This is a genomic window from Amycolatopsis sp. AA4, assembly GCF_002796545.1.
In the GTDB taxonomy this organism is placed as follows: Bacteria; Actinomycetota; Actinomycetes; order Mycobacteriales; family Pseudonocardiaceae; genus Amycolatopsis.
Map to the genome: position 1 here is coordinate 1,832,657 of NZ_CP024894.1, position 21,968 is coordinate 1,854,624.

The 21,968-nt window shown below is 70.0% G+C and carries 22 protein-coding genes and 1 pseudogene; 9 read left to right on the plus strand and 14 right to left on the minus strand.

What is annotated here, in order from left to right:
• Nucleotides 1-166: 166 nt before the first annotated feature.
• On the minus strand, nt 167-1,954 hold the full coding sequence (gene sucB, locus CU254_RS08765) for a 2-oxoglutarate dehydrogenase, E2 component, dihydrolipoamide succinyltransferase (RefSeq protein WP_009074766.1): 1,788 nt from the start codon (nt 1,952-1,954) through the stop codon (nt 167-169).
• A 55-nt stretch (nt 1,955-2,009) separates the two neighbouring features.
• Complete coding sequence (lpdA, locus tag CU254_RS08770; RefSeq protein WP_009074768.1) at nt 2,010-3,383, minus strand: dihydrolipoyl dehydrogenase; 1,374 nt, start codon at nt 3,381-3,383, stop codon at nt 2,010-2,012.
• Between the two features lie 193 nt (nt 3,384-3,576).
• Here lpdA and CU254_RS08775 point away from each other — a divergent pair, with 193 nt between their 5' ends.
• Nucleotides 3,577-3,924, plus strand: a complete 348-nt coding sequence (locus CU254_RS08775; RefSeq protein ID WP_037713021.1) for a hypothetical protein — start codon at nt 3,577-3,579, stop codon at nt 3,922-3,924.
• A gap of 503 nt (nt 3,925-4,427) precedes the next feature.
• Here CU254_RS08775 and CU254_RS08780 read toward each other — a convergent pair.
• From CU254_RS08780 to CU254_RS08790, 5 genes and pseudogenes are all read right to left on the minus strand, one after another.
• Nucleotides 4,428-5,282 (minus strand): IS3 family transposase, encoded by an 855-nt coding sequence (locus CU254_RS08780; RefSeq protein WP_037713023.1) that lies wholly within the window; start codon nt 5,280-5,282, stop codon nt 4,428-4,430.
• On the minus strand, nt 5,279-5,602 hold the full coding sequence (locus CU254_RS43990) for a helix-turn-helix domain-containing protein (RefSeq protein WP_234392755.1): 324 nt from the start codon (nt 5,600-5,602) through the stop codon (nt 5,279-5,281). Before CU254_RS43990 ends, CU254_RS08780 begins: the two co-directional genes overlap by 4 nt.
• A gap of 39 nt (nt 5,603-5,641) precedes the next feature.
• Nucleotides 5,642-5,806, minus strand: a pseudogene (locus tag CU254_RS44890) (hypothetical protein); the annotation flags it as partial.
• 71 nt (nt 5,807-5,877) lie between these two features.
• Nucleotides 5,878-6,861: an SMI1/KNR4 family protein gene (locus tag CU254_RS08785; protein ID WP_009074775.1), complete on the minus strand. Its 984-nt coding sequence runs from the start codon at nt 6,859-6,861 to the stop codon at nt 5,878-5,880.
• A gap of 74 nt (nt 6,862-6,935) precedes the next feature.
• A complete protein-coding gene (locus tag CU254_RS08790) occupies nt 6,936-8,438 on the minus strand; it encodes a leucyl aminopeptidase (RefSeq protein ID WP_037713025.1) in 1,503 nt (500 codons plus the stop codon).
• Nucleotides 8,439-8,540: 102 nt separating this feature from the next.
• Between CU254_RS08790 and CU254_RS08795 the strand changes: the two genes are divergently transcribed.
• Together CU254_RS08795 and CU254_RS08800 are read left to right on the plus strand one after the other, a co-directional pair.
• A complete protein-coding gene (locus CU254_RS08795) occupies nt 8,541-9,398 on the plus strand; it encodes a hypothetical protein (protein WP_009074781.1) in 858 nt (285 codons plus the stop codon).
• Entirely contained in the window at nt 9,391-10,017 is a 627-nt protein-coding gene (locus CU254_RS08800; RefSeq protein WP_009074783.1) for a DUF402 domain-containing protein, read from the plus strand. The genes CU254_RS08795 and CU254_RS08800 overlap by 8 nt, the downstream gene beginning before the upstream one ends.
• A 1-nt stretch (nt 10,018) precedes the next feature.
• Here CU254_RS08800 and CU254_RS08805 read toward each other — a convergent pair whose 3' ends face one another.
• Nucleotides 10,019-10,321 carry a hypothetical protein gene (locus tag CU254_RS08805; RefSeq protein WP_009074785.1) on the minus strand — a complete coding sequence of 101 codons (303 nt, stop codon included), beginning with the start codon at nt 10,319-10,321 and terminating at the stop codon, nt 10,019-10,021.
• Between the two features lie 96 nt (nt 10,322-10,417).
• Here CU254_RS08805 and CU254_RS08810 point away from each other — a divergent pair, with 96 nt between their 5' ends.
• Nucleotides 10,418-11,521 carry a branched-chain amino acid aminotransferase gene (locus CU254_RS08810; protein WP_037713028.1) on the plus strand — a complete coding sequence of 368 codons (1,104 nt, stop codon included), beginning with the start codon at nt 10,418-10,420 and terminating at the stop codon, nt 11,519-11,521.
• Between the two features lie 64 nt (nt 11,522-11,585).
• Here the strand turns inward: CU254_RS08810 and cobT are convergent, their stop codons facing one another.
• Nucleotides 11,586-12,653: a nicotinate-nucleotide--dimethylbenzimidazole phosphoribosyltransferase gene (gene cobT, locus CU254_RS08815; protein WP_009074789.1), complete on the minus strand. Its 1,068-nt coding sequence runs from the start codon at nt 12,651-12,653 to the stop codon at nt 11,586-11,588.
• A gap of 79 nt (nt 12,654-12,732) precedes the next feature.
• On the opposite strand from cobT, the gene CU254_RS08820 reads away from it, so the two are divergent.
• Nucleotides 12,733-13,434 (plus strand): 2-C-methyl-D-erythritol 4-phosphate cytidylyltransferase, encoded by a 702-nt coding sequence (locus CU254_RS08820; protein ID WP_009074791.1) that lies wholly within the window; start codon nt 12,733-12,735, stop codon nt 13,432-13,434.
• Between the two features lie 103 nt (nt 13,435-13,537).
• On the opposite strand, the gene CU254_RS08825 is transcribed toward CU254_RS08820, so the two are convergent.
• The gene (locus tag CU254_RS08825; protein WP_009074792.1) at nt 13,538-14,527 is read right to left on the minus strand and encodes an aldo/keto reductase family protein; all 990 of its coding nucleotides are present in this window, start codon (nt 14,525-14,527) and stop codon (nt 13,538-13,540) included.
• Nucleotides 14,528-14,581: 54 nt separating this feature from the next.
• The gene (locus tag CU254_RS08830; protein ID WP_009074794.1) at nt 14,582-15,241 is read right to left on the minus strand and encodes a DUF3043 domain-containing protein; all 660 of its coding nucleotides are present in this window, start codon (nt 15,239-15,241) and stop codon (nt 14,582-14,584) included.
• Between the two features lie 144 nt (nt 15,242-15,385).
• Here CU254_RS08830 and CU254_RS08835 point away from each other — a divergent pair, with 144 nt between their 5' ends.
• A complete protein-coding gene (locus CU254_RS08835) occupies nt 15,386-15,763 on the plus strand; it encodes an iron-sulfur cluster assembly accessory protein (protein ID WP_009074796.1) in 378 nt (125 codons plus the stop codon).
• A gap of 63 nt (nt 15,764-15,826) precedes the next feature.
• On the opposite strand, the gene CU254_RS08840 is transcribed toward CU254_RS08835, so the two are convergent.
• Nucleotides 15,827-16,012 (minus strand): hypothetical protein, encoded by a 186-nt coding sequence (locus CU254_RS08840; RefSeq protein WP_037716798.1) that lies wholly within the window; start codon nt 16,010-16,012, stop codon nt 15,827-15,829.
• Between the two features lie 155 nt (nt 16,013-16,167).
• On the opposite strand from CU254_RS08840, the gene CU254_RS08845 reads away from it, so the two are divergent.
• Nucleotides 16,168-17,157 (plus strand): carbohydrate kinase family protein, encoded by a 990-nt coding sequence (locus CU254_RS08845; RefSeq protein ID WP_009074800.1) that lies wholly within the window; start codon nt 16,168-16,170, stop codon nt 17,155-17,157.
• A 269-nt stretch (nt 17,158-17,426) separates the two neighbouring features.
• On the opposite strand, the gene asnB is transcribed toward CU254_RS08845, so the two are convergent.
• A complete protein-coding gene (gene asnB / locus CU254_RS08850; protein ID WP_037713029.1) occupies nt 17,427-19,361 on the minus strand; it encodes an asparagine synthase (glutamine-hydrolyzing) in 1,935 nt (644 codons plus the stop codon).
• Between the two features lie 212 nt (nt 19,362-19,573).
• Between asnB and CU254_RS08855 the strand changes: the two genes are divergently transcribed.
• Nucleotides 19,574-20,521, plus strand: a complete 948-nt coding sequence (locus CU254_RS08855; protein ID WP_050788135.1) for a cytochrome c oxidase subunit II — start codon at nt 19,574-19,576, stop codon at nt 20,519-20,521.
• Between the two features lie 32 nt (nt 20,522-20,553).
• Nucleotides 20,554-20,976: a cytochrome c oxidase subunit 4 gene (locus CU254_RS08860; protein WP_009074806.1), complete on the plus strand. Its 423-nt coding sequence runs from the start codon at nt 20,554-20,556 to the stop codon at nt 20,974-20,976.
• 11 nt (nt 20,977-20,987) lie between these two features.
• Here CU254_RS08860 and CU254_RS08865 read toward each other — a convergent pair whose 3' ends face one another.
• Nucleotides 20,988-21,896 carry a DMT family transporter gene (locus CU254_RS08865; protein WP_009074808.1) on the minus strand — a complete coding sequence of 303 codons (909 nt, stop codon included), beginning with the start codon at nt 21,894-21,896 and terminating at the stop codon, nt 20,988-20,990.
• Nucleotides 21,897-21,968 lie beyond the last annotated feature (72 nt).

Sequence of the window (21,968 nt, forward strand, 5' to 3'; positions counted from 1 at the left end):
CGGCACCCGAAACGTTGCCCTTCTCCCGATCAAGAGCCTCGAAGAACTCCTTCTTCAACCTCTCAAAATCCACGATCCCCGCAACTCCCTGCAATCCAGGGTGTTGCGGGGACCGCTAGAACCCGCCTGGCGGATGCGGGGGCCTTCGGCCGAGAGAGTTACCGGATCAGAGACCCAGCTCGTCCTCGAAGTTGCCCTCTTCCAGCCGCTGCTTGATCGTGGTCAGGAAGCGGCCGGCGTCGGCGCCGTCGACCAGGCGGTGGTCGTAGGTCAGCGGCAGGTACGCCATCGAGCGGACCGCGATGGTGTCGTTGCCGTCGGCGTCGCTCACCACGACCGGGCGCTTCACCACGGCGCCGGTGCCGAGCATGCCGGACTGCGGCTGCACGATGATCGGCGTGTCGAACAGGGCTCCGTTGGAGCCGATGTTCGTGATGGTGAAGGTGCCGCCGGTCAGCTCGTCCGGCTTGACCTGGTTGGCCCGGGCCCGCGCCGCCAGGTCGGCGATGCGGTGCGCGAGACCGGCCAGGCTCAGCTCGCCCGCGTCGTGGATCACGACCGAGAGCAGGCCGCGCTCGGTGTCCACCGCGATGCCCAGGTGCACGGCGCCGTGGTAGGTGATCTCCTTCGTGTCCTCGTTGTAGGACGCGTTGACGTTCGGGTGCTGCTTGAGCGCCTCGACGGTCGCCTTGGCGAAGAACGGCAGGAACGTGAGGTTGACGCCCTCGCGCTCCTTGAACGCCGCCTTCGCGCGCTGGCGCAGCTTGGCGATCTTGGTGACGTCCACCTCGTGCACCTGCGTGAGCTGCGCGGAAACCTGCAGCGACTCGCGGGTCTTGGTGGCGGTGATCTGCCGGATCCGGCTCGCCTTCTGCACGGTGCCGCGCAGGGCGGCGACCTCCGGCGAGACCGCGGCGGCGCGCGGCGCGGACGGAGCGGCGGCGGCCGGAGCGGACGGGGCGGAAGCAGCCGGGGCCGGAGCCGCCTTCTGCTTGGCCTCGGCGGCGGCGAGCACGTCCTGCTTGCGGATGCGGCCGCCGACTCCGCTGCCGGTCAGCGACGCGAGGTCGATGCCGTGCTCGGAGGCGAGCTTGCGCACCAGCGGCGTGACGTACGGGCCGTCCGCGGAGCCGTTGTCCGCCGGGGCCTGCGCGGCTGGGGCGGGCTTGCTCTCCTGGGCCGGAGCGGGAGCCGGGGCTGCGGGCGCGGGGGCCGGAGCCGCCGGGGCCGGAGCGGGCTTGCTCTCCTGGACCGGGGCCGGAGCGGGCTCGGGTTCCGGAGCCGGGGCGGGCTTGCTTTCCTGCGCCGGGGCGGCGGCCGGGGCGGCGCTGGCGTCGCCGATGACCGCGAGCACGCCGCCGACCTCGACGGTCTCGTCCTCGCCCGCGCGGATCTCCAGCACGGTGCCGGCGACCGGCGACGGGACCTCGGTGTCGACCTTGTCGGTGGAGATCTCGAGCAGCGGCTCGTCGACCTCGACGGTCTCGCCGACCTGCTTCAGCCAGCGGGTGACGGTGCCCTCGGTGACGCTCTCGCCCAGCTCGGGCAGCTTCACCTCGGTGCCCGAACCGCCGGCGGCCGGAGCGGTGTCCGGCTGCGACGGGGCGGACTCGGCGGGGGCGGCGGATTCGGCCTGGGCAGGGGCTTCCTGCTGCTGCGGGGCGGGCTCCGGCTCGGCCTGCTGGGCCGGCGCGGAGGACTCGGGCACGCCGCCGGTGCCGTCGTCGATCACCGCCAGCTCGCCGCCGACCTCGACGGTGTCGTCTTCCTTGGCGCTGATCTTCACGACCGTGCCTGCCACCGGCGACGGTACTTCGGTGTCGACCTTGTCGGTCGAGATCTCGAGCAACGGCTCGTCGACCTCGACGGTGTCGCCCTCCTGCTTCAACCACCGGGTGACGGTTCCCTCGGTGACGCTCTCGCCGAGCTCCGGCAGCGTGACGGAGTAGGCCATTGTTCGCTGGCTCCCTTGATCGCTAAGACGTGGTCTGGATTGTGCTGGTTGCGCGTCAGCTGTGCACGTGCAGCGGCTTGCCCGCGAGGGCGAGGAACGCTTCGCCGAGTGCCTCGGTCTGCGTGGGGTGCGCGTGGATCAGCGGGGCGACGTCCTCCGGGAACGCCTCCCAGCTGTAGATCAGCTGCGCTTCGCCGATCAGCTCGCCGACCCGGTCGCCGACCATGTGCACGCCGACGACGGGGCCGTCCGGCGCCTTCACCAGCTTCACGCCGCCGGAGGTCTTGAGGATCTGGCTCTTGCCGTTGCCGCCGAGGTCGTAGGTGAACGTGGTGACGTCCGAGCCGTACTTCTCCTTGGCCTGGGTCTCGGTGAGCCCGACCGAGGCGACCTCGGGGTGCGAGTAGGTGACGCGCGGGATGCCGCGCTCGTCGATGGCGCGCGGGTTCAGTCCGGCGATCTCCTCGGCCACGAAGATGCCCTGCTGGAAGCCGCGGTGCGCGAGCTGAAGGCCCGGCACGATGTCGCCGACCGCGTACACGTTCGGCAGGTTGGTGCGCAGCCGGTCGTCGGTGAGCACGAAGCCGCGGTCGATCTTGACGCCCGCCTCCTCGTAGCCGTGCCCGGCCGAGTTCGGGCCGCGGCCGACGGCGACCAGCAGCAGGTCGGCCTCCAGCGTCTCGCCGGACTCCAGCGACACGCTGACGCCGTTGTCGTCCTGCTTCGCGCCGGTGAACTTCACGCCGGTCTTGAAGGCGATCTTGCGCCGGCGGAACGCCCGCTCGAGCTGCTTGGAGGCGTACTCGTCCTCGTTCGGGACCAGCCGCGGGAGCGCCTCGACCACGGTGACGTCGACCCCGAAGGAAGCCCACACGCTGGCGAACTCCACGCCGATCACGCCGCCGCCGAGCACGACGACCTTCTTCGGCACGTAGTCCAGCGTCAGCGCCTGCTCGCTCGCGATGATGCGGCCGCCGAGCTCGAGGCCGGGCAGGGTGCGCGAGTACGAACCGGTGGCGAGGATGACGTTCTTGCCGGTGTAGCGCGTGCCGTCGACCTCGACGGTCGTGCCGCCGACGAACCGGCCGGTGCCCTCGACGAGGTTCACCTTGTGCGCCTTGGCCAGGCCCTGGAGGCCCTTGTACAGCCGGGAGACGATGCCGTCCTTGTACTTGTTCACCCCCGCGATGTCGATGCCCTCGAACACGGCCTTGACGCCGAAGGTCTCGGCGTCGCGGGCCTCGTCGGCGACCTCGGCGGCGTGCAGCAGGGCCTTGGTCGGGATGCAGCCCCGGTGGAGGCAGGTCCCGCCCAGCTTGTCCTTCTCGATCAGCGTGACGGAAAGGCCCAGCTCGGCAGCGCGGAAGGCCGCGGCGTAGCCGCCCGATCCGCCTCCCAGGATCACGAGGTCGGCGGAGGTGTCGCTCACTTCAATAACTCCTCGGCAGCGATAGGGGTGGAGCTTCGGTCGCCGCGGCACCCGGTATAACCGCGCGCGCGACAACCGCCATCTTGTCACTACGCCGATCGGCGTTGCGACCTAGCCGGGCCAAGGCGGCGCTGCGACACCGGCCACACACGCGCCCGGGAATAATGAAGTCCGGACTCTCGCCGGAAGAAAGGTGGTCGAAGTGGGGATCTTCGACTCGTTGCGCCGCCGCGGCAGACGCGGCCCGGCCGCCGGAGCAGGCCGCTCCGCGGGCTCGGCCGACACCCGCTACCTGGAGGAATGGGCCGCCGCGCGGCGTGGGGTGGAAGCCTACGTCGAGCCGCCGACCACGGTGACCGACACCACTGTGGTGCTCGTCGCGCACGACGGCGAATGGACCCGCCGCCGCATCGGCAGCCTCGCCGCGGCGCAGAAGTTCGGGCACAAGCACACGATTCCGGTGTACGAGGCGGCGCGGGTGGGGTATCCGAAGCGGATGCGGGAGTACACCGAACGGCAGAAGCGTCGGTCTGGGGGGTGAGGCTGGGGGTCGCTGTCGGTAGTTGGGGCTGGGGTTCGGCTCGTCGCCCTGGGGGCGACATTGCCGGTGATCTGGGTTGCGTGGGGCACCCCGATTTTTGATTGTGCTGACGGTTCGGGGGTGCTTGTCAAGGCGGGAAAGATGCCTTGACAAGCACCCCCGAACCGCAGGGCGGCTTTGTATCGGGGTTGGGGAGGGGCTGGGTGCCCCCGGCGGTTGGGAGCATCGGCTGCGGTTTGTTGCGCGGTTTGGGTGGTGCGCTGTTTGGGTGCGGCGGCGGCGGCGGTTTGTGCGCGGCTTGGGTGCGTGGGGGCTTGGGGAGCGCGGCGTGCGGTTAGCGCCCCAATGTGGCATTGGGTGCATGTGGCGCACCCAATGTGGCATTGGGTGCATGGGACGCAACCAATGTGGCATTGGGGTGCGCCTCGGGAGGTGCCGGGTGTGGGTCGTGAGGGGAACCCTGAGTGAACTGGGCCCCGGAAGTTGGACTGGTTATGTAGAGGTTAGGCGGCGAGGGTCTGGGCCCGGTATTCGGCCGGGCTCAGGCCTTGGAGCGTGGTGGAGATGCGGGTGGTGTTGTACCAGTCGATGTAGTCGTGCAGTGCCGTGATGAACGTGTCGACGGTGTCGAACTTGGTGTGGTGGAAGAGTTCTTCTTTGAGGTGGCCGAAGAAGTTCTCGGCGACGGCGTTGTCCAGGCAGGTGGCTCGCCGGGACATCGACTGGGTCAGGCCGGCGTCGGCGAGCAGGGAGCGCCAGGAGGCGTGCCGGTACTGGAAGCCCTGGTCGGAGTGCACCAGCGGGCGGGCTCCGGCGGGCAGGGTCGCGATCGCGGCGCGCAGCGAGGAGTTCGTCAGCTCCAGCGTCGGGGACGGCCCGCAGGCGTAGGCGATCACGGACCGGTCGAACAGGTCGATCACGGGCGAGAGGTAGACCTTGCGGTCGCCGATGCGGAACTCGGTCACGTCGGTGACCCATTTGGTGTCCGGGGCCTCGGCGCCGAACTCGCGGTTGAGCAGGTTCTCGGCGGCCGTGCCGGGCCGGCCGGGCCAGGACCGGCGCCGGCGCGGCCGCCGGACCTGGCAGACCAGGCCGAGGGCGTTCATCAGCGCGAGCACGGTTTTCTTCGCCACCCGCCAGCCGGCGCGGGCCAGGACCGTGTGGATCCGCCGGTGCCCGTAGCGGCCGCGGGCGGCCTCGAACGCCTCGGCGATCGCGGCCTTGAGCCCGGCGTGCGGGTCGGGCCGGTCGGGCCGGGCCTGGTGGTGGAAGAACGTCGACCGGGCCAGGCCCGCGACCGCCAGCAGCACCGGCAGCGGATAGTCGGCCTTGAGGGCGGCGACGGCCTGGGTTTTCACCCTCGCCCCTGCTCCCTCAAGGCCCGCAATTTTTTTAGGTAGGCGTTCTCCGCCGACAGCCGCAGGTTCTCCGCCCGCAACCGCTCCAGCTCGCCGGGACCCGGCGAGTCCGCGACACCGGGCGGACGGCCTTTCGGCTTGGGCCGCAACGCGTCCTCTCCCTCGCGCCGATACGCCCGCGCCCAGTTCTCCACGAGTTTGGGCGAGGACAGCCCGTGCTCGCGCGCCAGCTCGGCCGCGGTCGCCTCGCCGCCGACATACCGGCGCACGACCTCCAGCTTGAACTCGAACGCGAACGACCGCCTGCCTGGCTTGTCCATCAGCGCTCCCGCGCTCCGCAGCCTCCAACGATCACGCAAGCGTCGCACGGCACCCGCCGACACCCCCAACCGGGACGCCACGGCCTTCGCGCCATACCCGTCCTCGAACAACGCAACAGCGGACGCCCGCTGCCACTCAGACAACGAACTGCGTGGATGCAACGAACCACTCCCCGGACAGCTGGAACTGGATTCCCAGTCCAACTTCCGGGGCGCAGTTCAGAGGGACTCAGAGTCCCTCAGGGGTCCCCTCGCGGACTTCGGCGGGCGGGTGGTCAGGCGCTTGCTTCCAGTAGTCGGTGGTGGTGTTCCAGCAGTGCGCGGAACGATTCGTGTGCGGTGCTGCCGTAGGTGAGGTCTACTTCGACCGTTCGCCAGCTGTTACCGGTGTGGGTGAGCAGGATCGTCGCTGGGTCGGAGACGATCACGACGGTTCCGTCTGCGCGCAGTTCGCGGGCGGGCAGCAGGCGGGGGAACACCACGTCCGCGGGCAGGCCGTCCGCGAGTGTCAAGAACTCGCGGTAGTCGTCGGGCAGGCGGAAGCCGAGGCGGTTTTCGGCTGCGGCGAGGTCGGTTGGTGACGCGGGGGCGGGGGCTCGTTGTCCGCGCAGTCGGAGGATCGCCGCTACCAGGTCGGGCAGGCTGTCCGGGCCGGTTGGGTGGCGTTCGCGCAGGGCGGCGATCAGCGCGCCTGCGCACTGGTCCGGCCATTCCGGGCCGAGGTCTAGCGGGTCCGCGCCACCGACCAGGCGGGCGGCTAGCGGGCGGGTGGCGGCGAGCGTCGCGACGTCGGGGTTCGGGTGGTTTTCGACGAGTGCGGCCCAGGTGTCCAGGTCGGCGGCGGCGAGTGCGTCGCGCACCGGATCCGGTCGTTCGGGGGCGAGTGCGGAGACCGCGCCTGCGACCGGGGAACCGGCGAAGAGACCGTCCAAATCGGACACTCTGCGGGCTAGGAAGGCTTGGTGGGCTTGTTCTTCCGCGTCCAGGTCGAGCGGAACCAGCGCGTCTGCCCATTGTGGACGGTCGCCGCGGGCCTCGAAAAGCATTGCCCAGGCGCGGGCGCGCAGAGCGTCGTCGGCGAGCACGGACGTTGGGCGGCCGGTGATCGCGTGCCATTGTGCGACAAGGCGATCCGCGGAGTCGGACGCGCCCGCGGTCGCCAAGAGCAGCGCGGCGTGGCCGATTCGGCGGTCAGCGGCGGCCTCGTCGGCGGTGAGCACCTCGCGGACGGCGGTTTCGAGGTAGTCGTCGCGCTGCATGAGCGCGAGCGTGCCACAACGACGGAGGCCCCGTACCGGGCAGGGTGCGGGGCCTCCGGTCGAAAGCGGGTGAATCAGCCCTGGTCGGCGATGTCCGCCAGCACCGCGGCGATGGTGCGGACCGGGACGCCGGTGCCGCCCTTGCCGGTGTAGCCCCACGGGCCGCCGGAGTTGAAGGCCGGGCCCGCGACGTCCAGGTGCACCCACGGCAGGTCCGCGGGCACGAACTCGCGCAGGAACACGCCCGCGACGAGCATGCCCGCCCAGCGCTGGCCGGTCACGTTCGCGATGTCCGCGAGCCGCGAGTCGAGGTCGCCGCGCAGTTCGTCGGGCAGCGGCATCGCCCAGCCGCCCTCGCCGGTGGCCTGCATGATGCCCGCGACGCGGTCGCGGAACTCGTCCGAGCCCATCACGCCGGAGATCCGGTTGCCCAGCGCGACCACCTGCGCGCCGGTCAGCGTGGCGGTCTCGATCAGGTAGTCCGGGTTCTCCTCGGCCGCGCGCACGATCGCGTCGGCCAGCACGAGCCGTCCCTCGGCGTCGGTGTTGAGCACCTCGACGGTCTTGCCGCCGTACATGGTCAGCACGTCGCCGGGGCGGTAGGAGGTGCCCGAGGGCAGGTTCTCCGCCAGCGGGATGTGCGCGGTGACCTCGAGCGGGTACTTGAGCTTGGCGGCCAGCACGACCGACGCGAGCACGGCGGCCGCGCCCGACATGTCGGAGGTCATGTGGTCCATGTTCGCGGCGGGCTTGAGCGAGATGCCGCCCGAGTCGAACGTGATGCCCTTGCCGACCAGCGCGACCTTCTTGCGCGCCTTCGCCGGCTTCCAGCTGAGCCGCAGCAGGCGCGGCGGCCGCGACGAACCGCCGCCGACGCCGAGGATGCCGCCGAAGCCCTTGCGCTTGAGCGCCTTCTCGTCGAGCACCTCGAACTCGAGGCCGTTCGCGTCGGCGAGCTTCTTCGCGCGGTCGGCGAAGGACGCCGGGAACAGGTCGTTCGGCGGGGTGTTGATGAGGTCGCGGGCGATGATCACCGATTCGGCGATGAACCCGGCCGCCTTCAGCGTGGCCTTGTGCTCGCGCGCGGTGCCCTCGGCCGGGCTGACCAGGTCGGCCTTCGCCAGCGGGCCGTCGCCCTTCTCGGAGCGGTACTCGGTGAAGACGTACGCGCCCAGCGCGATGCCCTCGGTGGCGGCGTGCAGGTCGACGGCCGACAGCGTGACGAACGCCCGCTCGGTGCCGTTCAGCGCGCGGGCCGCGGCACCGGCCGCGCGGCGCACCTGCTCGGCGGTGATCCCGCCGTCCTTCGGCTTGCCGAGGCCGACTGCCAGCACGACGCCCGCGGGCAGCTTGCCCAGCGTCGGCAGCTTCACGATCTCCTCGGCCTTGCCGGTCGCGCCGAGCGTGCCCAGCACCTCGGCGAGCTTGCCGTCGAACGCCGCGTCGGCCACCTCCGCGCCGGCGGCCAGCTCGAGGCCGTCCTCGCCCTGCAGGGTGCCGATCACGACGACGTCGGCGCGGGTCTTGCCCAATGCCGCATCCGTGTTCTCGGAGAGGGCAAGCTTCGGCACGGTCACTTCTGGCTCCTCGCGACGTCGCGGTGGCGCCGGGCGTTCTGCCCGGTCGATCGTGAGCCATGCTAATGACAAAGCCATCCGGACGGGGGAAGGGGGATCGCGGTGCGGCTCGCGGGAGCACTCCTGGTGACGCTGGCGGCGGGGGCCGCCGGAGCCGGATATTGGCTGCTCGCCGGGGTTGTCCTCGCCGCGCTGGCCGCGGTCGGCGGTTCCCGGCTGCCCGCGCTCGCTGACGATCCGGCTGGCCGGATCGTGGGCGGATTATCCCGGCTGGCGCAGATCGTCGTGCTCGGGCAAGCGTTCGGCGCATACGTTTTTCCGCTGCAGCCCGGGTATGCCGCGGCCGCGCTGGTCGTATTCGTTGCCGCTGCGGACTTCGCCGGGCTGCGGCTGCCGAATCTGCTGGTCAAGTGGATAGTGGGCGTGCTGCTGGCCGCCGCGGCGGTCCTCGTGGCGATGTGTCTCGTGGTCGCTCCGGTGTCGCAGACGGGCGGAATCGGGACGCCGAACGCGGCCGGGATCGTCGTCGCGGCGTTGTTCCTCCTGCCGTTCCTAGTTCCGGAACCAGGGGCGCGGAGCACCGGACGCGCGCTCGTGCTGGGTCTGGTCGCAGTGGCCGTCACCGCGGTGACGCTGCTGCAGCTGGGTCCGGTGCGGCTCGGGTTGTCCGGGACCTCGATGCGGGAACTGCTCTCCGCCGCGGACGCCGGACAGCTGCAGCCGTTGCTCACGGTGATCGCAGTCCTGGCGACTCTTCCCGCGGCATTCACGACTTTCGTCGGTGCTCGACAGCGGTTTGCGCCGTCCGGCGGGGCTCCGGTCGCGGTGGCCGCGGTGCTGGCAGCGGCCGCCGCGGCGTTCGTTCCGCTGTCGGCGACGCTGCTCGCGGCCGGGCTCGGCGCGGTCGCGGAACTGCTGCTGCGGGTGCGGGTGCGTCGCTACCGTGGCGGGCATGACTGAGCACCGCTGGGCACCGGGACAGACAGTCGTCGAACGTTTCGTCCGCCCGGACGGCAGCATCGGCCAGCATCATCCGCTGCGCGTGGTCTCCGACGACGGCGAGACGCTGCTCGGCTGGCTCCCGCTCGGCACGCCGATCGTCGGCAGCAGGCTCGCGGACGGCCGGTCGCTGCGGGAAGCGCCGCTGGAACAACGGTTTCGCCAGCCGCGCGTCCGCGTGCCGGACGTGTGGCACGGCACCTCGACGCTGCGGCTGATTCCCGACCGGGCGTGGTCATCGGTGTGGTGGTTTTTCGAGACGGACGGCCGGTTCCGCGACTGGTACGTGAACCTCGAGGTGCCGCGCGGGCGCACCGAAACCGGCCCGGACCGGATCGACGGCATCCTCGACCTGGTCGTGACGCCGGGCGCGGGCTGGCAGTGGAAGGACGAGGACGAAGCGGAGGCGGCCGTCGACGCGGGGCGGCTGACCGCGGCCGAACTCGACACGCTGCGCGCCGAGGGCGAACGGATGGGCGCGCTGGCCGAGCGGGGCGCGTACCCCTTCGACGGCACGCACACGGACTTCCGCCCGGACCCGGCCTGGCCCGCGCCGGAACTGCCCGCCGGACTGTGCTGACCTACTGGGCCAGCAGCACCAGCGCGATGAACAGCACGATGTTGACGACGAGCAGGATGACGACCGATTTGGTCGGCACGTTCTTCGTGATCACCGCGCCGTGCAGGTTCTTCCACCAGTAGATGCCGAACCCGGCGACGACCAGTCCGAGGAAGAAGCCGAACCCGCTCGAAAGCAGGCCCCAGCCGACCATCCCGAGCAGCCCCGCGCCGAAGGTCAGCAGGGCGGCGGTGCCGAAGGTCTTGACGTCCGGCCCGGCCCCGGGCCCCGCTTGGCGTGCTGGTTGAGTGCTCACACCGGCCATCGTAGTGGGGTGACGCTGCGAGCGCGGGCCGGTGCGGCGAGTAAAACCACAGGACTTCCGACTAACGTGCTTCCGACCAAGCGCTATCGTTTATGCATGACGACAGCGACGCAGTTCACCCACGTTCCGCACCCGAGCCCCGCGAGTCCTGAACGCGTCGCCGAGGTACTTGCCAAGCCGGGGTTCGGCACGCACTTCACCGACCATATGGTCACCGTCCGCTACAGCACCGAAAAGGGCTGGCACGACGCCAAGGTCGGGCCGTACGAACCGTTCACCCTCGACCCGGCCACGTCCGTGCTGCACTACGGGCAGGCCATCTTCGAGGGCCTCAAGGCCTACCGGCAGCCGGACGGCTCGATCGCCGCGTTCCGGCCGGACGCCAACGCGCAGCGGTTCCGCGAATCCGCCGAGCGGCTGGCCATGCCGCAGCTGCCGGTGGAGACGTTCATCGACGCGCTGCGCGAGCTGATCGCGGTGGACGAGCGCTGGGTGCCGACCCGCGAGGGCGATTCCCTGTACCTGCGCCCGTTCATGATCTCCACCTCGGCGGGCCTGGGCGTGAACAGCCCGGCCGACGAGTACGTCTTCGCGGTGATCGCCTCGCCGGCCGGCTCGTACTTCAGCGGCGGCGTGAAGCCGGTCAGCGTGTGGCTGTCCACCGAGTACGTGCGCGCGGCCCCCGGCGGCACCGGCGCGGCGAAGTGCGCGGGCAACTACGCGGCGTCCTTCGTGGCGCAGGCGCAGGCCGTCGAGAAGGGCTGCGACCAGGTGGTGTGGCTCGACGCGGTCGAGCGCCGCTGGGTCGAGGAGATGGGCGGGATGAACCTGTTCTTCGTCTTCGGTTCGGGCGATGACGTCCGCGTGGTCACGCCGGAGCTGACCGGTTCACTGCTGCCGGGCGTCACCCGGAAGTCGTTGCTGCAGCTGGCGAAGGACGCCGGGCACAAGGTCGAGGAGCGCCGGATCTCCACCGACGAATGGGAGAAGGCGGCCGCTTCGGGCGAGCTGACCGAGGTGTTCGCGTGCGGCACGGCGGCGGTCATCACGCCGGTCGGCCACGTGAAGCACGGCGGCGGCGAGTTCTCGATCTCCGGCGGGCAGCCGGGCCCGGTCACCATGGGCCTGCGCGAGCAGCTGGTCGGGATCCAGGAGGGCACCCGTCCGGCCCCGTCCGGCTGGATGGTGCCGCTCAGCTGAAGCTAGCTGTCCGTGAAGGGCTCCTTGCGGGAATCAGATTCCCGCAAGGAGCCCTTCACGGCTTTTAAGACAGCGGGCCGGAGACGCCGGATTGCTCGTGGGTGGTCATTTCGGCGAGCACCCGGGCGGCCATCATCAGCAGCGGGAGCGCGGTGACGGCGCCGGTGCCTTCGCCGAGGCGGACGTCGAGGTCGAGCAAGGCGCCGAGGTCCAGGTGTTCCAGGGCGAGGGCGTGTGCGGGTTCGCCGGTGAGCTGTCCGGACATCCACCAGCGGCGGGCGCCGGGGGCGAGTTCTTCGGCGACGAGTGCGGCGGAGCAGACCACGAGCCCGTCGAGCACGACCGGCGTGCGGCGGACCGCGGCCTGCGCGAGAAAGCCCGTCATCGCGGCGATATCGGCCCCCGACGACGTGCGCAGCAGGGCGAGCGGGTCGGCCAGCACCGCGCGGGCCCGGCGCAGTGCGTCGCGGACCGCGGCGGCCTTGCGCATCCACGTGTTGTCGTCGATGCCCGAACCCCGGCCGACCACGGCGACCGGCTCGCTCCCGGTCAGCGCCGCGACCAGCACCGACGCCGGGGTGCTGTTGCCGATTCCCAGGTCGCCCGCGATCAGCAGGTCCGCGCCGCCGTCGACCTCCGCGTCGGCGATCTTCCGGCCGGCGTTGACCGCGGCGCGCACCTCGGCGTCGGTGAGCGCGTCCTCGACGTCGATCGAACCCGAACCGCGGCGCACCTTGAACTCGCCGATCGACCGCATCGCGGATTCCTCGGTGTCCACGGCCATGTCGACCACGCGCACGCCCGCGCCCGCCGCCGCGGCGAGGACGTTGATCGCCGCCCCGCCGGTCAGCATGGTGCCGACGAGCTGCGACGTGACCTCCTGCGGATACGCCGAAACGCCCTTCTTCGCGATGCCGTGATCGCCGGCGAACACGACGACGCGCGGACGGGTGAACGGCCGCGGCGGCGCCTGGCCCTGGCACGAAGCGATCCAGACGCCCAGCTCCTCGAGCCTGCCGAGCGAGCCGGCGGGTTTGACGAGCTTGTCGTGCAGCGCGATCGCGCCCGACCGGGCCTGGTCGCTCGGCGGTTCGATCTCGCCGAACTCGATGCCCGTTTCGCCGGTGTCCACAGCCAGGTTTCCTTTCGCCGCTGGGCGTCCCGGCGCCCAACCTACCGCCGCCCGGACCCGGCCCTTAGGGTCGGTCGGCGTGCGGGAATCGACGGCGGCCGGGGTCGTGCTGGCCAGTGGTGCGGGGACCCGGGTCGGGGCCGCGCTGAACAAGGTCTACCTGCCGGTCGCGGGCAGGCGCGTGGTGGCGTGGTCGCTGGACGCGTTCGCCGCCGTGCCCGGGATCGGCGTGCTGGTGCTGGTCATCCGGTCCGAGGACGCGCCGCTGGCGGAGGAAGTGCTCGCCGGGCTCGCCGCGCCGGTGGAGATCGTGACCGGCGGCCCGACGCGGCAGGCCTCCGAACTGAACGCACTGCGCCACCTCGCGCCGCGAATCGCCGACGGGACAGTGGATTCCGTGCTGCTGCACGACGGGGCCCGCCCGTTGGTGAAGCCGGACCTGATCTCCGCGGTGCTGGAGCGGACCCGGGAAGACGGGGGAGCGGTGCCGGGCCTGGCCGCGGACGACGTGGTCTCGATGGCCGGACCGGACACGGTGGCGGGCCCGCTGCCGGGCGCGATCCGGGTGCAGACCCCGCAGGGCTTCCGGGCGGAACCGCTGCTCGCGGCGTACGAACAGGCTGCCGCGGAAGGGTTTCTCGGCACCGACACGGCTTCGTGCATGGAGCGGTTCTCCGCGCTGCCGGTGCGGTGGGTGCCCGGCAGCGCGGAGAACGTGAAGATCACCTATCCGCACGACCTCGCGGTGGCGGAGCGGTTTTTGCTGCGGCCTTCTCCGTAGCGCCGCAGTCCCCGCAGGCGGTCCGTGAAGGACTCCTTGAGGGAATCAGATTCCCTCAAGGAGCCCTTCACGGACATTTGCCGGGCTTACCCAGCTGCGCTGATCAGGGGGAGACGGTGAGCGCCGGGTCGGTGACCACGACGTCGCCGAGCGCCTCGTCGATCGCGGTGAGCAGCTCCGGCTCCAGCTTCACGCCGGCCGCCTTGACGTTGTCCTGGACCTGCTCCGGCCGCGAGGCCCCGATGATCGCCGACGCGACGTTCGGGTTCTGCAGCACCCACGCGACGGCCAGCTGCGCCATCGACAGTCCGGCGTCGGCGGCCAGCGGCTCCAGCTTCGCGACCGCGGCGAGGGTCTTCTCGTCGAGGAAGCGCTTGACCATGTTCGCGCCGCCGTTCTCGTCGGTCGCGCGCGAGCCGGCGGGCAGCGGCTGGCCCACCTTGTACTTGCCGGTCAGCACGCCCTGCGCCACCGGCGACCAGACGATCTGGCTCAGGCCCTCGCGCTCGGAAGCGGGCACGACCTGCGATTCGATGACGCGCCACAGCATCGAGTACTGCGGCTGGTTCGACACGAACGGGATCTTCAGCTCGCGGGCGAGTGCCGCGCCGCGGGAGATCTGCTCCGCGTTCCACTCCGAGACACCGATGTAGAGCGCCTTGCCCTGGCGGACCAGGTCGGCGAACGCCTGCATCGTCTCTTCCAGCGGCACCGTGCGGTCGAAGCGGTGCGCCTGGTAGAGGTCGACGTAGTCGGTGCCGAGCCGCTTGAGCGACGCGTGGGCCGACTCCATGATGTGCTTGCGCGAGAGGCCCTTGTCGTTCGGGCCCTTCGGACCGGTCGGCCAGAAGACCTTGGTGAAGATCTCCAGGCTCTCCCGGCGCTGGCCCTTCAGCCCGCGTCCGAGCACCGACTCCGCCGCGGTGTTGGCGTAGACGTCTGCCGTGTCGAAGGTCGTGATGCCCGCGTCGAGCGCCGCCTTGATGCAGGCCTGCGCCTGGTCCTCCTCGACCTGGGACCCGTGGGTCAGCCAGTTGCCGTAGGAGATCTCACTGATGTTGAGGCCGCTGCGGCCGAGACGTCGAAACTCCATGCCGACAGCGTAAACGTTTCGTTCGCGAGGCTAACGACCTGTGTGCCGCACGGCTCAGTTCGGGATCGGGTCGCCCGGCTTGAGCCGCGGCTTCGGGACGCGCAGCTTGCGGATCTGGCTCGCCCGGACGAAGGCGTACCAGCCCACGCCCCGGTAGGCCGTCGCCGGTTCCTTCGGGAAGCGCTCGCGGACCAGCTTCGAGATCTTGCGGCCGTTCACGAAGCCCTCGATGGCCATGACCAGCAGCATCGCCATGCAGACCAGGGTGATGTACTGCTGCACCGCCGGCGCGGGCACGAGCAGCGCGAGGAACACCAGGATCGCCAGCGGCATGAACAGGCCGAGGAGGTTGCGCCGCGAGTCGACCAGGTCGCGCACGTACGCCTTGACCGGGCCCTTGTCGCGCGGCGGCAGGTACTTGTCGTCGCCGGACATCATCCGCTCGCGGCGCTGCCGGGCGGCTTCCCTGCGCTCTTCCTTGCTGACCGGGTTCGCCTTGCGCAGTTCCTTGTTGCGCTTCATCGCCTCGCGCATCGAGGTGGGCGGCGGCGCGACCGGTCCGCGCTTGCGCCCCTCGGCCTCGCGCCGCTTCGGCGTCGCCTTGCCCTTGCCCGGCGTGTACGCCTTGCTGGCGACCGGGGATTCGACAGTGGCAGCCTCGGCCGCGGACTCGTCGGCGGCGGGGTCAGTGGTGCTTCGGCGCAGGAACCTCACCTCACCAGGGTATTGCAGGCGTCACGGCTTTGTTCACCAGGTCGTTCCATATGCGACGATGGAGGGGAACAGATCGGGCAAGTCCCGTGTTGTGCCTAGGACACGAGATGTACCCGCAGCGAGTTCGACCAAAGAGGGAGTGCCATGACGACCGCTGAGCAGACCGGTGCGGCTGCGGCCGAGACCGCCGAGGAGACCCACGGCGTGACGTTGACCGACGCCGCGGCCGCCAAGGCGAAGGCGCTGCTCGAACAGGAGGGCCGCGACGACATGCACCTGCGCATCGCCGTCCAGCCCGGCGGCTGCGCTGGCCTGCGCTACCAGCTGTTCTTCGACGAGCGCACGCTCGACGGCGACCTGTTCCGCGACTTCGACGGCCTGCGCGTCGCGGTCGACCGGATGAGCGCGCCGTACGTGTCCGAGGCCGTGATCGACTTCGTCGACACCATCGAGAAGCAGGGCTTCACGATCGACAACCCGAACGCCACGGGTTCCTGCGCCTGCGGCGACAGCTTCCACTGAGCCCAGAGCCACGAAAACGGGCCCCCGCGCACTCGCGCGGGGGCCCGTTTCGGCGTTCGGGGCTCAGACGTAGGCGTCGAGATCGGCGACCTGCGCGTGGCAGGCGTCGTCGACCGTCCACGGCCGCGCGGCCCTCGGCCGCGGCAGCCGGGCCTGGTCGGCGGGCCGTTCGGGCTGCAGCGTGGACGGCAGGTGGGCGCAGTCGGCGATCAGGTCGCCGATGGTTTCCGGTTCGGTCGCGAGGTTCACGAACGCCACGCTATTCAGCCGGACTTGAACGGGAAACGAGTACTGGCCGGTAGTGTCGGAACGCGGCGCGGAAATTACCCGGAAGGGTCATGACCAGCGGGTAACTTGCGTCCGGGAGCGAAAACGACAGCTCATCCACCTCGTGAGGAGAACCGGTGGCAGACAAGCCCAGGATCGCCGTGTCCGGCAGCATCGCGACGGACCATCTGATGCACTTCCCGGGGAGGTTCGCCGAGCAGCTCGTCGCCGAGCAGCTGCACCGCGTGTCGCTGAGCTTCCTCGCCGACGACCTCGTCGTGCGCCGCGGCGGCATCGGCGCGAACATCGCGTTCGGCCTCGGCGTGCTCGGCGTGGAGCCGGTGCTGGTCGGCGCCGTGGGCCAGGACTGGGCGGACTACCAGTCGTGGCTGCAGCGGCACGGGGTCGACACGTCGGGCGTGCTGGTGTCCGAGGTCGCGCACACCGCGCGGTTCGTGTGCACCACTGACGAGGACATGTGCCAGATCGCCACGTTCTACGCGGGGGCGATGGCGGAGTCCCGCAACATCGAGATGGGGCCGATCGCGGATCGGGTCGGCGGGCTGGGGCTCGTGTTGATCAGTCCCGACGATCCCGAGGGCATGGTCCGGCACGCGCAGGAGTGCCGTCAGCGGGGGTACACGTTCGCGGTCGATCCCTCGCAGCAGCTGGCGCGGATGGACGGGGCGCAGGTGCGGTCGTTCGTCGAGGGGGCCAAGTACCTGTTCAGCAATGACTACGAGTGGGAGTTGCTGCTGCAGAAGACCGGCTGGACCGAGGCGGACGTGCTGGAGCGGGTCGGGCTGAGGATCACCACGCTCGGGGAGAAGGGCGTGGAGATTGTCGGGCGGGACGGGACCGCGCTGCAGATCGGGGCCGTTCCGGAGCGGGGGAAGGCTGATCCCACCGGGGTCGGGGACGGGTTCCGGGCTGGGTTCCTTGCCGCCGTTGACGGCGGGTTGAGCTTGGAGCGGGCGGCGCAGTTGGGGTGTTTGATCGCGGTGCTCGTTTTGGAGACTGTGGGGACTCAGGAGTGGAGGCTGGAGCGGGCTGACGCGTTGACGCGGTTGAGCGAGGCGTTCGGGCCGGAGGCTGCTGAGGAGATTTCGGCGGTTTTGCCTGCTTGAGGCGTTTCGGCTCGTCGCCCTGGCGGGCGACATTGCCGTCCCTGGTTGCGTGGGGCACCCCGAAGCTTGATCGTGCTGACGGTCTGGGGGTGCTTGTCAAGGCGGGAAAGATGCCTTGACAAGCACCCCCAGACCGCAGGGAGGCTTCGTATCGGGGTGCGGGGGAGGGGCTGGGTGCCTCGATCGTTGGGTGCACCGGGTGCGGTTTTAGGGCCGTGAGGGGAACCCTGAGGGACTCAGAGTCCCTCAGCGTTCCCCTCACGTCCGTCTTAGAGCTTTACTGGGTAGACCGGTTCCGGGATTTCCGGCTTGATGCGGTGCTCTACGAAGATGCCGTGCCAGAGCATGAAGACCAGGAGCGCCCAGAGTTGGCGGCTGCGGTCGAACTGGCCTTCCTTGTGTTCGTCCAGCAGGCGCAGTACCGCGTTCTTGTCCAGCAGCTCGTCGGTCTTCGAGTCGTTGATGATGCCGCGGGCCCAGTCGTACATCTCGTTGCGCAGCCACAGGCGGATCGGGACCGGGAAGCCCAGTTTTTTCCGGTTCAGCACGTGGCCGGGGATGATTTTCGCCAACGCCTGGCGCAGCGCGTACTTCGTGGTGCCGTGGGCGAGTTTCTGGTCCAGCGGGATCGAGGCGGCGACCTTGAACACCTCGGCGTCCAGGAACGGCACCCGCAGCTCCAGCGAGTTCGCCATGGTCACCTTGTCCGCCTTGACCAGGATGTCGCCGCGCAGCCAGGTGTAGAGGTCCACGTGCTGCATGCGGGCCACCGGGTCCCAGCCGCGGGACACGTCGTACCAGGGGGCCGTGACGTCCTTGAAGCCGATGCCTTCCCGGTACGTCCGCAGGACCGCGCGCAGCTGTTCGTCACGGAAGTTGCGGGCGTTGCCGTAGTAGCGGTCTTCAAGCGGGAGCGCGCCGCGGCGCAGCAGGTCCTTGCCTCGGGTGCCCTCGGGGATCTTCGTGGACACCTTGCCCAGCAGTTTTCGCACGCTGCCGGGGATTTTCTCGAACGGGGCCAGCGAGATCGGCTCGCCGTAGATCGTGTAGCCGCCGAACAGTTCGTCCGCGCCTTCGCCGGACAGGACCGCCTTCACGTGCTTGCGGGCCTCGCGCGCGATGAACCACAGCGGGACCAGCGCCGGGTCCGCGACCGGGTCGTCCAGGTACCAGACGATGAGCGGCAGGGCCTCCATCATCTCGTCCGCCGACACCGTGCGGACCACGTGCTTCACGCCGATCGCGGCGGCCGACTCGGCGGCCACGTCCACCTCGGAGTAGCCCTCGCGCTCGAACCCGGTGGTGAACGCGATCAGGTTCGGGTTGTGCTCCTTGGCGAGCGTCGCGGTCGCGGTGGAGTCGATGCCGCCGGAGAGGAACGCGCCCACCGTGACGTCCGGGTCCGAGATCATGTGCTTGCCGACCGAGTCGCGCATCACGTCGGCGATGCGCTCGTACAGCGCCTCGGCCTCGGCGGGGCCGTTGACCGGCTTCGCGGCGAACTGCGGGTGGAAGTACCGGGTGAACTGGGGCTTCCCGCCCGGCGAGAGCCGGAACGAGGTGCCGGACTCGACGCGGCGGATCGCGGTGTGCAGCGACTCCGGCTCCGGGACGTACTGCAGGACCAGGTAGTGCTGCAGGGCAGTGCGGTCCAGCTCCTGCGCGACGCCGAGCGTGTCCGACAGCTCCAGCAGGCTCTTCTTCTCGCTGGAGAACGCGGTGCCCTTGGGGCCTTCGCTGTAGTAGAGCGGTTTGATGCCGAACGGGTCGCGTGCGCCGAAAACGACCTTTTCCGCCGAATCCCAGATCAGGAACGCGAACATGCCGCGCAGCTTTTCGACCGCTTTGTCCCCGAGATAGTGATAAGCCGCGACGATCGCCTCGCCGTCGCCCTCAGTGGCGAATTTCGCACCGAATTTTTCGGCCAGCTCGTCGCGCAGCTCGCGGTAGTTGTAGATCTCGCCGTTGAAGTTCAGCGTGTACCGGCCGGGGGCCTCCGGCGGACCCCACACCAGCGGCTGGTGCGCGTGGTCGACGTCGATGAAGGCGAGCCGGTTGAAGCCGTACACGACCTCGGCATCGGCCCAGGTGTCCTGCTCGTCAGGGCCGCGGTGGCGCTGGCAGCGCATCGCCGCGCCGACGCTGCCGCGGGCGTCCGCGGCGTCGTTTTCGGTCGCGCAGATCAGTCCAAGCAGGCCGCACACGTGTACTCACACACCTCAGGGTCGGGCCGGTCCGGGGAAGGGCCCAGTATGCCGGTGCGGGGCCCGCCGCGCGGAAAGCGGGTGACGCGTGGCGCAACTGGTCACCCCTTGGTCAGCGGGAGCGGCCAACTCGGCTAGGCTCCGCCTGTCACGAAGATCGGTCGAAGAAGGCCCGGTGTGAGAGGGCCTGTTGGGTGAAAGGGCAGGGCGCAGTGGGAAAACCAGAGCGCACCCCGGTGGGTAAGCGGGTCGGGCGTGTCGCCGCGCTGGCCGTGCTGGTGGCGCTGACCGCGACGGGCTGCTCGGGAGACGAGATCCTCCGCTTCGGATGGCCCAAGGGCGTCACGCCGCAGGCCGACCAGATGCGCACCCTCTGGACGTGGACGGTCATCGCCGCGCTCGTCGTCGGCGCGATCGTGTGGGCACTCATCTTCTGGACCGCGATCTTCCACCGCAAGAAGAAGGGCGCGGCCGCCGAAGGACCGGACGACCTGCCCCGGCAGTTCCAGTACAACATCCCGCTGGAGATCTTCACGGTCGTCCTGCCGACGATCATGGTCTGCGTGCTGTTCTTCTTCACCGCGACGACCGAGAGCAAGGTCCTCGACAAGAAGCCGAACCCGGACGTCGTGGTCGACGTGATCGCCTTCCAGTGGAACTGGGAGTTTAAGTACGAGGGCGACGCCGCCAAGCGTCCCGACGGCACCCAGGTGAGCACCGTCGGCTCCTCCGGCGAGATCCCGCTGCTCGTGCTGCCGACGAACAAGACCATCGAGTACCGGCTCCGCTCGACGGACGTCATCCACTCGTTCTGGGTCCCGGAGTTCAACTTCAAGCGCGACGTCATGCCGGACCCGGAGAAGAACAACCAGGACAGCTCGTTCCAGAACTCGATCGACCGCGAGGGCTCGTTCGTCGGGCGCTGCGCCGAGCTGTGCGGGACGTACCATTCGGTGATGAACTTCGAGGTGCGGGCCTTGTCCCCGGACAAGTACGACCAGTACCTCAAGCTGCGCACCGAGACGAACCCGCAGACCGGCAAGCCGAACACCGCGTCCGAGGCGCTGGCTTCGATGAACTGCGGCGAGCTGTGCAGCCCGTACGCGGTGACCACGAAGCCGTTCAACACCGACCGCACCGCGCGCACCGCGTCCAACTGACGGCGAACCCAGAGGAGTAGGGGACCAATCCCATGAAGGTCGAAGCCCGGATTTTCTACATGGTGGCGGGATTCGCCGTCCTCATGACCGCCGTCTACTGGGTCATGACCGCGCTCTTCACCACCGACCAGAAGGCCGAGCCGGTCGGCATCGTCGCGCTGTTCCTGACCGGCGGCCTGGCGTTCCTCGCCGGCAGCTACATGCAGTTCGTGTCGCGCCGGATCGAAGCGCGCCCGGAGGACCGCGAGGACGCCGAGATCAGCGACGGCGCCGGCGAACTGGGCTTCTTCAGCCCGGGCAGCTACTGGCCGGTCGCGCTGGCCGCGGCGGCCGGGCTGGCCGGCCTCGCCCTCGCGTTCTTCCACATCTGGCTGCTCGTGATGGCGATCGTGGCGCTGCTCATCGCCGTCGGCGGCCTGGTGTTCGAGTACCACACCGGTCCCGAGCACGACTGAGTTTTTCCGCTTCACCGCGACGCCCGGCTGGGAATCCCCGGCCGGGCGTTTCGCGTCTCCGCCCTGCCGCGCTGCGGGGCCAGCGCGGCGGCGAGCACCGCCAGCATCCCCGCGCCCTCGGCCCAGGTGAACCGGTGGCCGAACGCCAGCATGTCCACGACGACCGCGACCACCGGGTACAGGTAGGACAGCAGCGCCACCGTCGTGGTGGGCAGCTTGCCGATGCTGGCGTACATCAGCACGTACATCACCGCGGTGTGCACCGTGCCCAGGAGCAGGAGCCACAGGAGGCCCGGAGCCGAACTCGGCAGCGGCGTGAACATCAGCGCGGGCGCGAGGACGATCGCGCCGACTGTCAGCTGCACGGCCGCGAGCAGATGCGGCCGGATGTGCTTGAGCTGCTTCGCGATGAAGGACGCACCGGCGTAGAGCAGGGCCGCGCCGAGCGCGAGCGCGATCCCGGCGAACCGCACTGGTTGCCCGTCATCTCCTTGTGCGGAAAGGGAAATCACCACGACTCCGGCAAAGGCCACGCCTGCGCGCGCGAGGTGGGAACGGCCGACCTTCTCGCCGAGGAACACCGCCGCCATTCCGACCAGGATCAGCGGTTGTGTGTGGTAGACGACAGTGCTGACTCCGATGGACGACAGCGAGTAGGACGCGAACAGCAGCACCCAGTTGCCGACCAGCAACAGGCCGCCCGCGACGGCGAGGAGCAGGTCTCGGCGGGTCGGCCGCCAGTCGCGGAACCAACCGCGAGCGAGCGACCACACGACCAGCAGGACGCCGCCGACGAGGCAGCGGGCGAACGCGACCGCCGGGGCGGCCGCGCCGCTTTCGAGCACGACCGCGCCGATCGTGCCGGACAACGCCATCGCCGCGGACCACTGCAGGACCGGGCGGGATTCGGGGTTCGTCATGCGCCCCAGATTCGTCCTCGCGGCAGCGCCCAACCAGTGTCAGAGATGACAACGACCGCAAAACTTATGACA